The 14,523-nt window shown below is 66.7% G+C and carries 12 protein-coding genes and 1 pseudogene; 9 read left to right on the top strand and 4 right to left on the bottom strand.

The features are described 5' to 3' along the window. Positions 1-472: 472 nt before the first annotated feature. Positions 473-1,753, bottom strand: a complete 1,281-nt coding sequence (locus AB0H32_RS30875; RefSeq protein ID WP_361127151.1) for a hypothetical protein — start codon at positions 1,751-1,753, stop codon at positions 473-475. 1,417 nt (positions 1,754-3,170) lie between these two features. On the opposite strand from AB0H32_RS30875, the gene AB0H32_RS30880 reads away from it, so the two are divergent. The 8 genes and pseudogenes from AB0H32_RS30880 to AB0H32_RS30915 all read left to right on the top strand — a co-directional run bounded on the left by AB0H32_RS30880 (position 3,171) and on the right by AB0H32_RS30915 (position 11,247). After that, on the top strand, positions 3,171-3,860 hold the full coding sequence (locus AB0H32_RS30880) for a TetR/AcrR family transcriptional regulator (protein WP_361127154.1): 690 nt from the start codon (positions 3,171-3,173) through the stop codon (positions 3,858-3,860). Between the two features lie 460 nt (positions 3,861-4,320). Further along, positions 4,321-5,619, top strand: a complete 1,299-nt coding sequence (locus AB0H32_RS30885) for a cytochrome P450 (RefSeq protein ID WP_361127157.1) — start codon at positions 4,321-4,323, stop codon at positions 5,617-5,619. Positions 5,620-5,658: 39 nt separating this feature from the next. After that, positions 5,659-6,429, top strand: coding sequence for an enoyl-CoA hydratase/isomerase family protein (locus tag AB0H32_RS30890; protein ID WP_361127160.1), 771 nt, complete (start codon positions 5,659-5,661; stop codon positions 6,427-6,429). A 311-nt stretch (positions 6,430-6,740) separates the two neighbouring features. Beyond that, positions 6,741-7,391, top strand: a complete 651-nt coding sequence (locus AB0H32_RS30895; protein ID WP_361127163.1) for a CatB-related O-acetyltransferase — start codon at positions 6,741-6,743, stop codon at positions 7,389-7,391. Between the two features lie 147 nt (positions 7,392-7,538). Beyond that, a complete protein-coding gene (locus AB0H32_RS30900; RefSeq protein ID WP_361127166.1) occupies positions 7,539-8,381 on the top strand; it encodes an MOSC domain-containing protein in 843 nt (280 codons plus the stop codon). Positions 8,382-8,836: 455 nt separating this feature from the next. After that, positions 8,837-9,274 carry a subtilase-type protease inhibitor gene (locus AB0H32_RS30905; RefSeq protein ID WP_361127169.1) on the top strand — a complete coding sequence of 146 codons (438 nt, stop codon included), beginning with the start codon at positions 8,837-8,839 and terminating at the stop codon, positions 9,272-9,274. Between the two features lie 621 nt (positions 9,275-9,895). Beyond that, positions 9,896-10,588, top strand: coding sequence for an HAD family hydrolase (locus AB0H32_RS30910; protein ID WP_361127172.1), 693 nt, complete (start codon positions 9,896-9,898; stop codon positions 10,586-10,588). Positions 10,589-10,678: 90 nt separating this feature from the next. Continuing rightward, positions 10,679-11,247: pseudogene (locus AB0H32_RS30915) on the top strand (hypothetical protein). Positions 11,248-11,311: 64 nt separating this feature from the next. On the opposite strand, the gene AB0H32_RS30920 reads toward AB0H32_RS30915, so the two are convergent. From AB0H32_RS30920 to AB0H32_RS30930, 3 genes are all read right to left on the bottom strand, one after another. Continuing rightward, entirely contained in the window at positions 11,312-11,803 is a 492-nt protein-coding gene (locus AB0H32_RS30920) for a cupin domain-containing protein (RefSeq protein ID WP_361127174.1), read from the bottom strand. Between the two features lie 78 nt (positions 11,804-11,881). Next, positions 11,882-12,097 (bottom strand): hypothetical protein, encoded by a 216-nt coding sequence (locus AB0H32_RS30925; protein WP_361127177.1) that lies wholly within the window; start codon positions 12,095-12,097, stop codon positions 11,882-11,884. A gap of 589 nt (positions 12,098-12,686) precedes the next feature. Continuing rightward, positions 12,687-13,304, bottom strand: a complete 618-nt coding sequence (locus AB0H32_RS30930; protein ID WP_361127180.1) for a TOPRIM nucleotidyl transferase/hydrolase domain-containing protein — start codon at positions 13,302-13,304, stop codon at positions 12,687-12,689. Between the two features lie 708 nt (positions 13,305-14,012). Here AB0H32_RS30930 and AB0H32_RS30935 point away from each other — a divergent pair. After that, positions 14,013-14,495 (top strand): transglycosylase SLT domain-containing protein, encoded by a 483-nt coding sequence (locus tag AB0H32_RS30935; RefSeq protein ID WP_361127183.1) that lies wholly within the window; start codon positions 14,013-14,015, stop codon positions 14,493-14,495. Positions 14,496-14,523 lie beyond the last annotated feature (28 nt).

Genomic DNA, 14,523 nt, shown 5'->3' on the forward strand with positions numbered 1-14,523 from the left:
AGCTTGCATCCCAGTGGTGGGTCCACGGGGCTCACATACGCTGCCCAGGGCGCCGGGTTGTCCTGCGGCGGCTCGTCCGCGAGATCCAGGGCAGGCGCACTCGGCGATGAACGGGGCCAGTGGGTGTCGCGTTTCTGCTCCCGGGCGGGCTCTGTGGCTTGGAGAGTGCACCGGAGGCTGCCCGGATCCTTTGCCATGGACGTCATGGGCATCTCGTGGCCAGTCATCAGGAGCCGGCCAGGGTGGCTCGAGGCATGGGGTTCCTCCTGGAACGTGTGTCGTGGACGGGGGTCGGGCTGCTGTGCAGCGGATGCGGTGTACTCCGGCGGCGATGACGCCGGCGGAGGCCGCAAAGGGCTGGGCCTGCATGTGGCGGATGACGACGGGACCGACCACCAAGGCATCGGGGATGCGCGGGATGTGTGCCCGGACGCGCAGGAGACGATCGTCTCCTCGGATGTGCCGACCACGGTCACGAGCAGCCTCCCCGGTCAGGGCCTTCGCGTTCGAGGGCCCGGATGACGCGGTAGTCCGCCTCCATGGCTTCCGGATCGGTGCTGCTGAGAACGACCTCGGGGCCCGGAGAGGAGCCCTCGGCGACTGTGGCGTACGGCTGGAGGTGCTCGCTGGCGGCGACCACGGTCGGCAGCCGGGGAAGGATCCTCCCGAGCCACGCGGCGACGCCGCCTGTGCTGCCGGGGTGCAGGTGAACCCGCGCGATCCGGTGTCCGGTGGGGGCGGGGACGAGCCGGGTGGGCGGGAAAGGGATCCACGTGTCGAGCGTGTCCGTCACACAGTCCCGCCCCGTGGCTCTGCGCAACGCCTCGTCGGCCAACGACATCCCTGGCGTCGCGAGCGCCGAGACCAGGAGTGGTCCCCCGCCCTCGCCGTGGGCGACGCGTGCAGTGACCGGACCGCACATGACACCGAGGGCATCGAGGACACGCAGCACGTACATCGACAGGCCCCGCGACAGCAGTTCATGACGGTTCAGCAGGTCGGTACGGTCCAGGCGCCCCTCAGAAGTGCGCGTTTCGGCCCACACGTCGGTGATCACGTGCTCCGTTCGGCCGGCCTCGCCTGGGCGGCTCACGCTGTGGAGCACGAACTGGCGGGCGGACAGCTGCTCGGCGAGGACCAGGTGCGCGTCACCGGAATGCCGGGCGGCCGCTCGTTTCATGGGCAGCCAGGCCGCACTGATCTGAAGGTCACTCGCACAGCGCAGCGGCTCCACCGGTGTGCCGGCCGCGGCCGGGGCCAGCGTGTAGCCGGGCAGGGGGCAGGCTTCGGCCCAGGCCAGGGCCTCGGCCAGACTGGTGGTGCGGATGCTGCGGGGCGCCGGGATCCCGGCTCGCGTCAATGCGACCGCCTGGGCGCCACGGTCGTAGCGCAGCCGCGACGTCTCGGGATCCCCTCCGGGAAGACCCAGCTGCCAGGCGATCCGCTCCGCCAGCTCGCAGCCCGCCGGGCTCCCGGCGACGACGGCCGACACCCCCAGCCCCCGCAGTAGTTTGACCGTCCGCCGCAGCGTCCCACGATGCTCCACGGTGTCCGCGTACACACCTGTTGCACCAGCTTCGCCGAGCTGCGGCGGCCGGGGGCGGGCGTCCAGTTCGACGGCCACGGTCCGCCATCCGCGCCGTGCGAAGGATTCCGTGTAGCTGCAGCTGCGGCAGGGGGCGACGACCGCTGCGATGCCGGCCGAGGCGTGGGACCGGGAAGCGTCCACGAGCGTGGTGGAGGTGATGGCCATGGGAACGGGCTCCAGGGCTGGGAATGATGCGGGACGGCGTTTCAGCGGGTGCAGCTGGTGGTGTCGGGCAGCTGCCGTGACGGCTCCTGACCGACCGAGGAAGACGGCGTGGGGTGACTGGCGGGACGGCGGCATCCCACGAGGCCGAGGACCGCAGGCTTGGAGGCAATGCTGGGGCGAGGAACCGTAGGTCCGTTTCCCCGTCAGCCGCTGCGGTTCAGCCAGGGCCAGAGGGCGACCACCGTGACGTGCACGCGCCCGCCAGTGCCGCCGGCCAGTGGTTCCGGGCGGGCGTCAGCGGATGGCGACCAGTTTCGCCCGCTGGATGAACCCGGGCGGGTTGAAAGTCATGCTGGCGCAGTCCGATTCACCCACGGCGGCCGATGAAGCCGACCCGACCGCGGGCGCCCCGTCGGCGGCGAGCAACTTGGCAGCGTTCACTGTGCGGTGTGCCACCCTCGGCACTTGCCTGTTCATCAGTGTCCTGCACCCGTTCCCGGTTGCAGGACCAGTCCACCTGGCACCCCATGTGTGCCCGGTGGACTGGCGCTTCGTGCGGGCGGGTGTCGAATGCATGCTTCCCCCTGTGTTGATATGGACCAGACGGTCTCTTCTGGCACAGCTCGGCAGCTCGGTAGCCGGAAGCGCGGCGCGTGTCCAGCGCCGACGTCCCGCTACCCACAGCTCTCACTGTCTTCCGAGTGGCCACCCGGTCCAGTCGCGACCACTTGGTCCATTCCGCCCGACCGGTCAAGCCAAGCGTTCTTAGCGGACGTCGAGGTGCTGGACTCCCGTCAAACTCCTGGAACATGAAGTGAAATGTTCAACTTATGCAGCATCCTGCGACTCTAGAAGGGACCACTCGGTCTGTTCTTTCGGCGCCAAGTCTGGAACCATGCCCACGAGACGTCAAGCGAACTTGGATCACACACCTACCAGGGGGCCGGTTGCCAGCCATTCGCGAAGTTCCGCGCAAGTGGACCCGAGCACCCTTGTCACAGCCGAATGCACCCACAGGCAGGGCAGGCTCCTGAGCGAAGGCCCTGCTCTCGTGACGGCCCCTGGCGTCCGAGGCTTCGCCGACTGGCGAAATCAAGACTGTCCTGAACCGACCACACCCGCAGCCGCTCATTGGACTTTGAGGGCAAATCCACTCCCACCATCGCAGCGATGGATATATGTCCGCGGACATCAAGCCCTCCTGCGCCACGTCGTCGGCCACGAAAAACAAAGGTATTATTGGCGAGCCGATTAGGGCCTCCGAAGTCCGCCCGACCGTTTGCGACCTCTTCAGCACCCTTGCCTCCGGGATCGCAATGATCCATGAACAGGCATCTGCGGAACACGTCCATAAGTACGTCCCGGATCAAGCCCATCCATGCTCAAGTTACGGAGTGGGCATCGAAGGTGAGATCGAATGACCGCGCCAAGGAAACCACGAAGGCAGCAACAGCGCGCCATAGATACAAAGCGGCGCATCTTTGATGCCGCAGGGCTGGTGTTCGTGGCGAAAGGCTATGACGGGGCTTCGGTCAACGACATCATCGACGCAGCAGACACAAGCAAGGGAGCATTCTACAGGCATTACCCGGACGGAAAAATGTCGCTGGCGCAAGCCGTCATGGAAAACACGCTGACCATGAACGGCCTAAAGCCGCAGAAGATCAAGCTCCAAGAAGTGGTCGACATCGGCCTGATCCTGGCGTACAGGGTCGTAACGGAGGACACCCTCCTCGCCGCCTTGCTTCTTTCGTTCCACAAGGATGCACCGGACACCTTTGGAACCCCCTGGCCGGACTGGATCATCTTCAATACCGGTCAGCTGACCGAGGCTCAGCAGAGGGGCGAGGTCAAGGCTTTCATCAGCCCTTCGGAGCAGGCCTACCAAGTCGCGGCCACATGGTCTGGCGTGGTGCTCACCGCAAGCGCCGTCGACAGACACCTCCATCACGTCGAAGAACGGGTATCACGATTGTACAAGAATCTGATGCTCGCTATTGCGAACCCGGAAGTACTGCCAGAGATTGACTTCTCAGCAGATCGGGGACGCCGGCTCTATAAAGCTTTCCTCGAAGAGCAGGCCTCGAAAGAACTCGCCCCAGAGTGATGAGCCGTAGCTAATCGGCCACTCCAGCCGCGCGAGACCGGCACCGAGTGCATGAATCTACGCCGAACCGGGGAAGAGCAACAGACTGCCCGATACTGCGCATGCATTCCCCCACCCGATCGACTCCCCCGGAGCTGCCGACCCGACACGGGGGGACCCATAGAGCGTGCCTGCCCGGGTGCTGTGCTGCCGGATATTGACCTTGTTTGAACGTTGCGTACGGTCTCGGCTCGCTTTGTGCCTGTGAGATAGGGAAAAGACGGACACGTCTCAATCCAAGAAGGACTTCTCCACAAGGAACCCACCGGCAGCAACCGTCCCAAAGTGAGAAGACAAGCCCTCGAACCGGCTAAAACGTGATCCGCGCAACAGTCGCAGGAACATGCCATGCGCATGATCGTTTCAGCATCGGGGTAGGCAGGGCTGGCGATTATTGTGTGTTCTTCCTGAAGGAGTAGCCGTGGAATCCGCCATGGCCGCGCCCGTCGTTGACCGGCGGCGCCAACTGGTTTCACTCTTCGCCCGACTACGCAGAAGCAACGGCCAAGCGAATCCGCTGCCTGCCTACGAGCAACTCAGGGCGATGGGCGAAGTTATTCCGGCACCCTGGGGCGGGTTTTTGGTGACTTCCTACCGCCTGTGCAATCGCGTTCTCCGAGACAAGTCCTGGATGGTCCCGGACCGCGATTGGCGCACTCGCCAAGAAGATACAGACCGTTGGAGTTCGCCCGCATCGCTGCAGATAAGTGATTCGCTTCCCATGCTCAATCCACCCCATCATTCACGAAAGCGGAGATCGCTGGGCAATGTATTTCACCACGGATCGCTGGCGTCGCTTCGCCCATCGATCGAGAAGACAGTCGAGCGGTTACTGGATCGGTTCACCGAGCAACTGCATCAAGGTCCGGCCGATTTTGTCAGTCTAGTCAGTGACGAACTCCCCGTAATCACCATCGGTGATTGGATGAACCTCCCCTCGGGCGACTACGAACTCCTGCGTTCCCTGACCCATGATCAAGTGCACACGCAGGAACTGTTTCCCACGTCAACCGAGCGCGCCCTCTCCGACGCCGCGACCGCTCAACTGCGCGACTACTTCTCCGAATTGATCAACGAGCGCCGAAAGGCGCCCGGCGACGATCCGGTCTCGTCGTGGATCCGGACCTGGGACACACTCGAACCCGACCCGGCCGTCGCTGACAAAACTGTTCACTCCCTCGCACTCTTCATGATCCTCGCGGCCTTGGAGACCACATCCCATGTGCTGTCCGACGCCGTACGCTTGCTGCTCGAGCACCCTCGCCAACTGGACTTGCTGCGTCAGCAACCCGAACTGGTACAGGATGCGATCGAAGAGGCCCTGCGCTACGACGCACCCATACACATGATCAGCCGTGTCGCGGCCGCGGACACCGAGCTTGGCGGAGTGCTCGTGCCTGCGGGCGGGATGGTGCAACTCATGGTCGGTGCCGCGCATCACGACCCGGCCGAGTACACCGATCCTCACGCCTTCGACGTGCGCCGCGGTCGCGGCCGCCACGGAGGGTGCCCCGCGGCGGCGACAGCGCCGCCCCCTCACCTGAGTTTTGGCGCAGGAATCCACTACTGCCTCGGCAGCGCCCTGGCCCGCACGGAAGCGACAGTCCTCCTCAACGCACTTCTCGAGCGGCCCTTCCGTCTTCGCATCAGCGCTCCCCCACAGTGGGCGCCACGAGTCGCCTTCCGACGCATGCGGTCGCTGCAACTGGCCCTCGTCTGACCCGCCCACCGGACACCAGCAACGGAAAGACCAGCCGCCATGATGAACGACTTCAAGACCCTTCGTGTAAGTGAAACCGATGAAGGGCGCGTCCTCAGAGTCCAGTTGGACCGGCCGGACGAGGGCAACGCGCTGTCCTTGCAGGTCCTCAGCGAACTGCTGCAGGTGCTCACTCGCCTTGAAGACGACCGGACGATTCGAGTGATGGTGCTGTCCGGCGCAGGAGAGCATTTCTGCCAGGGGGGAGATCGCTCCGAGTTCGAAGCGCTGATCGACGAGGATCCTTCCGGCAGTGCCCTGCACGCATACGGCGACAAGGCCGTCCGTGTCTGCGAGGCCCTCGAAAGGTCGAAGGTGATGACCATCGCACAGATACAGGGCGATGTCATCGGAGCCGGCATAGGCCTCGCGGTCTTCTGCGACCTGAGAGTCGGGGCGACCAACTGCCGGTTCCGCATGCCGGAGGTCGCGCTGGGACTCCCCCCGGCCTGGGGAGGAATCCTGGATCGCCTCCAGGCGGAGGCAGGGCAGGCCGCGGTTCGTGAGCTGTTGCTGACGGCCGAGCAGTTCGACGCCGAGAGGGCAAAGGACATGTCCATTCTGCAGAAGGTCGTCCCCCTGGCCGAACTGGATGATTCCATTTCACATTGGGTCAAGCCGGCTCTCCGCCGCGATCGCACGGCCATGCGGATGACCAAGGACATGCTGAACGCCCGCGCCAACGCAGCCCGGCTTTCCGCCGGTTCCTACTACGAACCGGCACTGCTGACGGGGGCGTACATCCGGAGACAGCTGGCTCGCCGCCGATGACCGCGTCCCAGGTCACGGTGCCTCCGTCGTCCCACATGTGGAGTAAGGAGTGGTACAGCGCATGGGCGGCGGAGGACGGGGGTCGTGCGTGAACGAAGAGGACCTTCATCCCCGGCCAAGCTGAGAGACGCAGCCCCGGCACCAAGCGGGGAATCGTGTCCGTGGTCTGCTCGGTGAGTACATCCCGCTGCGGCCGCAGACTCTCGTCGCATCGGCAGACCCACCGTGCCGGGGGAAATCGGTGTCCAGGACGGCTCAGTATCGCGATCATGGATCGGTTACGGCCCCCACCGATGAGGAAGCCCTCCCCCATGCCTGTGCCTGCCGACCCGACGGTCCTCCATCCGATGCCTGAGCAACCGCGGGTGGTGCTGCTCCAGCCGCTGGTGAAATCCCCGCTGATCGAGGTCGGGGAATACTCCTACTACGACGACCCGGACGATGCGACGGCGTTCGAGACGCGCAACGTGCTCTACCACTACGGACCGGAGAAGCTGATCATCGGCAAGTTCTGCGCGCTGGGCACGGGCGTGCGATTCATCATGAACGGCGCCAACCACCGCATGGACGGCCCCTCGACCTTCCCCTTCCCGACCATGGGCGGTTCCTGGTCAGAACACTTCGACCTGCTCACCGGCCTGCCCAACCGAGGGGACACCGTCGTCGGCAACGACGTCTGGTTCGGCCACGGCACAACGATCATGCCCGGCGTACGGATCGGACACGGCGCGATCATCGCCTCCGGCGCCGTGGTCACCTGCGACGTGCCCGACTACGCCATCGTCGGCGGCAACCCGGCCCGCCCCATCCGCACCCGCTACGACGCCCAGGACGTTGCCCGGCTGCTGGCGGTGGCCTGGTGGGACTGGCCCGCGGAACACATCACCGAGCACGTGCGGACGATCATGTCCGGCAGTATCACCGACCTGGAAGCTGCAGCCCCGGACACGCCACACGTGTGACGCGGGTACAGGAATTCGCAGCTTGCGTTCTCGGGGCCGAGCGTCCCCGCGGGAGGCATCGCTGCGGATCCCCGGGCCGGCCTCCCGCCGAAGCGTGCGGGCCGACTTGGGTGCCCCGTTCCCGGCCTGCCGCCATGATTGATCGCTATGGGGACTGTGACGGCCATATGCCGGTATCCAGTGAAGTCCATGCTCGGCGAGGCTCTCGCGTCCGTGACGGTGACTCACACGGGGCTGTCCGGGGACCGCACGCATGCCGTTCTCGACCAGAGCGGCGCAATCGGCAGTGCCAAGCATCCGCGCAAGTGGGAGCAACTGCTCAGCTGCCGAAGCCTGCTGACCGACGGCATCGTCGAGGTGGAACTGCCCGACAAAGTGACCCTCCCGGCCGGGGATCCCGATCTGGACGCCCGGTTGTCCACCTTGCTGGGCCGTCAGGTGTCCGTCTCGGCGAGCGCGCCGGCTCACAGCACGCTGGAGCGTGCAGTGCCCGACTACGAGGGCGGCGTGCCGGACGTCGTGCGGGCAACAGCATCGGTGGACGAGACGGGAGAGATGGTCACCGTCGGCAAGGTCGCGCCGGGAACGTTCTTCGACTACGGCCGGGTCCATCTCGTCACCACGTCCTCACTGGCAAGACTCAAGACCGTCCATCCCGTCGGCGATGCCGATCCGCGTCGCTTCCGGCCGAACCTGGTCATCGACACCGGCGATAAACCAGCCTTCGTGGAGGACAGCTGGCAGGGACGCCGGCTGCGCGTGGGCGAGGCAGTCTTTCGCGTACTGGTGCCCACGCCCCGGTGCGTGGTCCCCACTCTCGGCCATGGCGAACTTAAGGCCGACCCCGGCATCATGCGTGCGATCACCCGCGAACACCGGGTCCCGGTCTTCGACGTCGGCCGACTGGCGTGCTTCGGGGTGTACCTGGACGTGCTGGAACCCGGCCCGGTCCGACTGGGTGACTCCATCACACTGCAGGACGGATCGTGACCAGGACCCCGCCGCGACAGGTGGCGGGGGACAAACCAGGCGCAGATGTCAGCCAGGCATCGCAGAGCGCCCGCCACTCCGAGCAGCGACGGTGTCGGCACCTCCACGACACCCGCGGCAACGACGCACCCGGTCAACTTCCGCAAGGCCTGTGCTCGTCGTATCCGGGGCGTTGGGCCAAAACGGCGGCACGCCCCGACTTCCGGCCATTCTGTCGAGCACGGCGCAGGCGCCGACCTGGCCTTTCCTCTCCCCAAGACTAGTCAGATTCACACACATGCAAAGTGAATGAAGATCTTCATCAAGTGTGATGAGCTTGCGACCTGCACGCATGGGATTCACATCCTGCACACACGTCGAGCACGTCTGAAACACACTTGGTCAACTGGCGTTGCCCCATTGCTCCGGCGAAGCTTCTCCCGGCCACAAGGCCCGACCCTCATGAAGGAGCTTCCATGGGCATGAACCTGCGCATCGCCGGCACCGCCGCAGCCGCCGTCAGCGTGATCGGTGCGGTACTCGCCACGACGTCCGTCACAGCCACCGCGGCGCCGACCAGCCTGTACGCGCCCTCGGCACTGGTGCTGACCGTGTCCTACCCCGGAGGATCGACCGACACTGCAGCTCGTGCCGTCACACTGAGCTGCGCACCCGGCGCCTCCGGCACCCATCCCTCCCCCGCCGCAGCCTGCGGGGATCTACGCGGCGTCGACGGCCGGCTCGACTCCCTGCTGTCCACGGCGCCCGGCCAGGCCTGTATGCGGCTCTGGTCTCCGGTCACCATCACGGTCGACGGTGTCTGGCAGGGAACGCGTACCTCCTGGAAACACACCTTTGCGAACGCCTGCGAAATGAACCACGCGGTCGAGCAGAACAGCGTCTTCAGCTTCTGACCTCATCGGCGCGCTCCGGTCCAAGGCACATGAGACTCGGGGGAGTCGCGCTCCTCCGCAGCTGCCCGCGACCAGGAACGCCGAGCCGGGCGACGAGGCCGAGCCCGCGGAACGGGCCGAAGACCGCACTGCGGTCGTCCGTGTCGTTCCGATTCCCCCAGAGGGACCGTTCGTTTCCTCGTCGCCCAGCGCCGGTGAGGTCCCGGAGAACGGGGCTGGCCAGGAAGGCACCGACACCGTGATCACACCGGTCACCGCGTGCTCATTCCGTTGCTTCGGTTTCTCCCTGCTCGAACGCGATCGGGAATCCCGGCCCAGGCGGCCGGCGCCGGGACGGCCTCGCTCAGCTCCACACACCAGGCATCGTCCGGCAGGGCGTAGTGGAACTGGACGGCGTAGTGACGGCCTGCATGAACGCGCAGTTCTGACCTGTCCGCAGGCTGCCACGATTGCCGGGTCAAAGTCTCGCGAGTATCCCACTGAGGATTTCCCAACGAAGATCATCTCGTAGTGGTCGTTGAGGGCTGGGCTCGTCGGCGATGTGCCGCGGGGTTCTGCGGGTTGACTCGCCGAATGGGCGTGTGTCAGCCTGCTCGCGACCTTGGACAGCTCAGGGGAGACTTGCCGTTCTTCAAAGCCGTCTTGTTCGACTGGGTGGGGACGCTCATCGTCCCCAAGTGGGGTCCCTCCGAGGGAGGCTCGAGAGGTGCCCTGTGGATCGAGCGCTCATTGCGGCAGCTCGGACGTGACACGTCGGATTCGCAGGTGCAGCGGATCAGCGCGGCGTTGAGTACGGCGGGCAAGCGGCCGGACGTCGAGCAGGGCTGGTACCCGGGCCGACGCGTCAGCCGCCGCCAGGCCTACGACCGCTGGCTGAACGCCGCTGGTATCGACTCTGCGTTGGCCCAGGAGATGCACACGGCGCTGTCCGACCCCAACGACGCTGGTTTTGCCACCGACGCAGGGCCCACTCTCAAGACCTTGCAGGCAGCGGGGTTGTACGTGGCTGTCATCAGCGGCATCCACTTCGACCTTCGCCCAGGTTTCGTCAAGAACGGCCTCGCCGGATACGTCGACCCTTTCGTGCTCTCCTTCCAGCACGGCATCTGCAAGCCCGACCCCGGCATTTTCCGCATTGCCCTGGACGCGCTCGGGGTGGAGCCCTGCCAGGCACTGATGGTCGGCGACCGCTCGGGCTATGACGGCGCGGCTGTTGAAGCCGGGGTAGCGACCCTTCTCGTCCCGCCGCTGACACGGGTCTCCCAGGCGCGGCTGCACCTTGTGCCCGCAGCCTGCGGCATCGCCTCCCCTTGACGGACCCAGCCCGGTCGGAGACAGGCGTGAGGCTGCTGGTGGGACGGGTTTCAGTAGAAGATCAAGTCCACAACTGCCAGGGGCTCTACGCTGGTCACCTTGGTTGCCACGCTCGATGTCCCGAACCACGTCGTGGAGTACCTCGCCCGTCTGCTCGCCGCTCACCGGCGTCATCCGGGAACCCCACGCCGTAGCAGGGCGCCGGGCCCGTTCCGGCGGGCGGTGCTCGTGCCCCGCTGGTTCCGTGAGCGGTGGGTGCGTGCACCGCCTGGCCCGCGATGCCGGGATCTCCCAGGCCACTGGCTACCGCTACCTGCACGAGGGCATCGACGTCCTCGCCCACCAGGCTCCCGATCTGTGCGACGTCCTGACGCGCTGCCAGAAGCGGGGCATGACGCAGGTGATCCTGGATGGGACGCTGATCGAGTCCGACCGAGCCGCCGGCGACCGCGCGAACGGCAACGACCTGTGGTTCTGCCAGAACCAGAAGGTGTTCGGCGGCAACGTGCAATTCCTGTCGCATCCGCGCCCTCGGCGAACGCGCCGCCGCCGCCGAACTCAAACAGCGCTGGCGTACCCTGCAGCGGGTCACTCTCAGTCCGAAGAGGATCGGCGACATCGCCCGCGCGGCCCTTGTCCTCAACGGCATCTGGAACTGATCACCATTGAGAACACCTCACTGAGCACCCGCTCCACGACCCGGCGGCCGTTTACGGGGCAGCCTCACGGCTGCTCCTGGGGACCCTGGTAAGAGGCGGTCCGGTAACGGCTGCGGAATTCCGTCAGCAGCTCATCGGTGGCTTCGGCACCGCCGCTCACGGCGGCGTGGACGTCGCGGAAGTAGTTCTCGTAACCGGCGGGCGTGTAGAGGCACAGGGCGCGCGCCGGGACCGGGCCCGCATTGCGGAAGCCGTGCGGGGTGCCCCGGGTCGCGGCGAGCAGATGCCCGGGGCCGACCGTCACCTCTTCCTCCCCGGTATGGAGGGTCAACTCACCTTCCAGGACGTAGAAGTACTCATCGTGTCCCTCGTGCACATGCGGTCGGGCACCGATGGTGCCCGGGGCGAGGCGGAACTCCTCGAAGGCGAAGCGGCCGCCTGTGTGCTCGGCGGTGAGCCGGAAGAAGTGCGCGACACCGGCGACGTCTATGAGTTCACCGTCCTGGGGGCGGCGCAGCAACGGGCGGTCTGGTATGGAGGACTGATCATCGGTCATGTCGGCATTGTCACCCGGATGGCAGCTTCGGGCAGGCCCGCGATGCCTTCGCCGGTGGTCCACGGCCTTACCAAACGCTCAATCCTGCCTGTTGAGCCGGCGGGTGAAGGAATGCAGGCGGTCGATTTCCTGGAAGCCGGCGGATTCGTAGAGAGCCTCGGCGGCTGTCCGGTCCCGGTCGTCACCGGGAGGAGCGTCGTCGTCCACGTAGGGGATCACTTCGGTCGCGCCCATGAGGTGGAGGGCGTTCAGCGCGGTGCCGAGCAGGGCACGGCCAAGTCCGCTGGAATGCATCCAGCGTACGGTGCGGGCCCAGCACGTCGGCGGCGTCATCGAGCAGCGCGCGGGCCACAACCTCGTCCTCCTGGCAGTTCAGCCACAGGATTACCCCGTGGCCGTCCCTGGGGCGCAGCGCGCAGGAGATGACGCCGACGGTCGCACCGGTGATGTCAGTGACCACGAGCGTTTCGGGGTGATCGAGTTCGGCCCACCACCCGGCGTCGACACAGGAGCGGCCCGTCAGGGCGTCGGCGAGCATGCCGGGAGTGGCGACAGGCTGGCCGGGCATCCGGTCGGCGTTGATCAGGTCCAGGGCTGCCGCCCGGTCGGCCGCGACGTAGGGGTGGACGGTCATCCCACGTACTGGACTCACGTACACGACCCTTGCGGGTACGCCTCCCTATGTAAAGGAGCGGAGAACGGATCAGAGGAAACAGCCGGGACAGGTTCCCTTTCTGGGCTCCCAGGGCCGCTACGGCCGACGATGCCCACGGGCGGTTGAGGTTGAAGGGGCGCTCACCTGCCGCCCAACCGCCATGCGTGTTCACCAAGATCGCCGCGCCCGCCCGAGTCCCCCCCCCAGGAGGCTGACACAGTCCTGCGGTCAGAGGCTGGCGAGCAGGTCGTCCAGTGGGGCGGGTACGCGGTCAGGGTCGAGAGCCTCGACGAGGACGCGGCCGTAACGGATCTTGCGCCCCTTCTTCGTGCCGAGGAAGCGCCGCAGCTGCTGCTGCGAGCTGCGGCCCTGTTGTGCGGGCTGGCGCAGGAACGTCTGCAGGGCGCGCAGGTCGCCCTCCGCCCCAACCAGCTCCGCCACCCGCGTCACGCCCAGCGCGCGGATGAGTTCGTCCTCCAGATCCGCCGCGCAGACGAAAATCCCCTGCTGAGCCGCACCGGCCCGCTCCAAGCCGCGGGCGTAGAAGGGACGCTCCCCTTCGTCGCACAGGCCCGCGAGACGAAGGCCCAGGCCCGGTGGCCCGAGGAGACGCGCGAAGCGCCCCACGTTCATCGCACCGCCCATCGACAGGACGCAGACCCCTTCGGCCGCCAGGTTCCGGCCGCGGCGCGCGGCCAGCGCACCGACCGCTGCGACGTCACTCGGCCCTTCAAGCAGGACGGCCGCCCGCACGCGCAGCCGCGCAGCCAGCTCGTGCGCCGGGTCGCCGGGACCACCGGCCGCCCACGCGGTGACCGCCTCCCGGAACGCCCCCATGTCGGCCATGAGACGAGTCTGCGCCCTGCTCCGGCCACCACACCAGGGAATTTCCGCCAGCGCGTCGGCTCCGGGTCTCGGCAGGACATGTGCCGGCGCGGCCGACCGGCGCTTGTCCGGATGGCCGCGCGACCGTGCGCCTGGCTCGTCCGCACCCCGCGTCGTCTGCTGTGCTGTCGCCGTCACTCATCGTCAGCCCACCAAGTGCCGTACGGCGAGGGAGATGGTGGCGATCAGCATCCCGCGGACACCTCGGGCTTCTCGTCCACGGCAACGGAGTCGGCGCGTTCCTCGCCGCTGCGGACCTTGAGGCGACGCTCCAGTGTCGTCCGGCCAGCCATGAGGTGGACCAGTTCCCGATGGCATCCGCAGCTTCCGAGGACCCAAACCAGACCCGAAAAGGGGTCCGGCGGCGTGACGCCACCCATAGGACCCAGATCACGTCCTACCCGCGACCGTAGAACCACCCCGCCCCGAACAGCACAGAAACCGTTCTAAACGGGACAAAGCAGGCATTACTCCGAAGACGGGTAGTACGTCACATCATTGCGCCCCACCCCACCCCCCGCTAACCATGGCTGTCGTTGCCGGGAGCCACGAGACGGACCGGACACACACCAACCGCTCCGCCCCGCAGCACAGGGGCCCCGCCCCACGCCAGGACAGCCCACACCGGACCGCCCAGGCACCCCCCGACACCCACAGGAGACCCACCCCATGGCCACCACCCGCACCGCCCGCCTGCGCAACCTCACCCTCACCGGCATCACCACCACCGCCGCCGCAGCCGCCGCCCTCACCCTCCTGCCCACCAGCGCCCACGCCGCCGAAAACACCCACACCACCACCGCCACCGCCGCCACCCACACCACCGGCAGCGCCAACAACCTCGACGGCTGGATCAAGAAGGCCCTCACCATCATGAAGGCCAACAACATCCCCGGCAGCTACGAAGGCCTCCACCGCAACATCATGCGCGAGTCCGGCGGCAACCCCAACGCCCAGAACAACTGGGACGTCAACGCCCAGAAGGGCACCCCCTCCAAGGGCCTCCTCCAGGTCATCGACCCCACCTTCAACGCCTACCACGTCAACGGCACCCCCAAGAACGTCACCGACCCCGTCGCCAACATCACCGCCGCAGCCAACTACGCCGCCCACCGCTACGGCTCCATCGACAACGTCAACTCCGCCTACTGAGCCTCCCCAGCAACCACCACGCCCCGCC

The organism is Streptomyces sp. NPDC020362, assembly GCF_040642095.1.
Classification (GTDB): Bacteria; Actinomycetota; Actinomycetes; order Streptomycetales; family Streptomycetaceae; genus Streptomyces.

Bases quoted from the DNA above. Each gene is read 5' to 3' on its own strand.
- AB0H32_RS30875 (WP_361127151.1), bottom strand. From the start codon at position 1,753: ATGGCCATCACCTCCACCACGCTCGTGGACGCTTCCCGGTCCCACGCC.
- AB0H32_RS30880 (WP_361127154.1), top strand. From the start codon at position 3,171: ATGACCGCGCCAAGGAAACCACGAAGGCAGCAACAGCGCGCCATAGAT.
- AB0H32_RS30890 (WP_361127160.1), top strand. From the start codon at position 5,659: ATGATGAACGACTTCAAGACCCTTCGTGTAAGTGAAACCGATGAAGGG.
- AB0H32_RS30895 (WP_361127163.1), top strand. From the start codon at position 6,741: ATGCCTGTGCCTGCCGACCCGACGGTCCTCCATCCGATGCCTGAGCAA.
- AB0H32_RS30900 (WP_361127166.1), top strand. From the start codon at position 7,539: ATGGGGACTGTGACGGCCATATGCCGGTATCCAGTGAAGTCCATGCTC.
- AB0H32_RS30905 (WP_361127169.1), top strand. From the start codon at position 8,837: ATGGGCATGAACCTGCGCATCGCCGGCACCGCCGCAGCCGCCGTCAGC.
- AB0H32_RS30920 (WP_361127174.1), bottom strand. From the start codon at position 11,803: ATGACCGATGATCAGTCCTCCATACCAGACCGCCCGTTGCTGCGCCGC.
- AB0H32_RS30925 (WP_361127177.1), bottom strand. From the start codon at position 12,097: ATGCATTCCAGCGGACTTGGCCGTGCCCTGCTCGGCACCGCGCTGAAC.
- AB0H32_RS30930 (WP_361127180.1), bottom strand. From the start codon at position 13,304: ATGGCCGACATGGGGGCGTTCCGGGAGGCGGTCACCGCGTGGGCGGCC.
- AB0H32_RS30935 (WP_361127183.1), top strand. From the start codon at position 14,013: ATGGCCACCACCCGCACCGCCCGCCTGCGCAACCTCACCCTCACCGGC.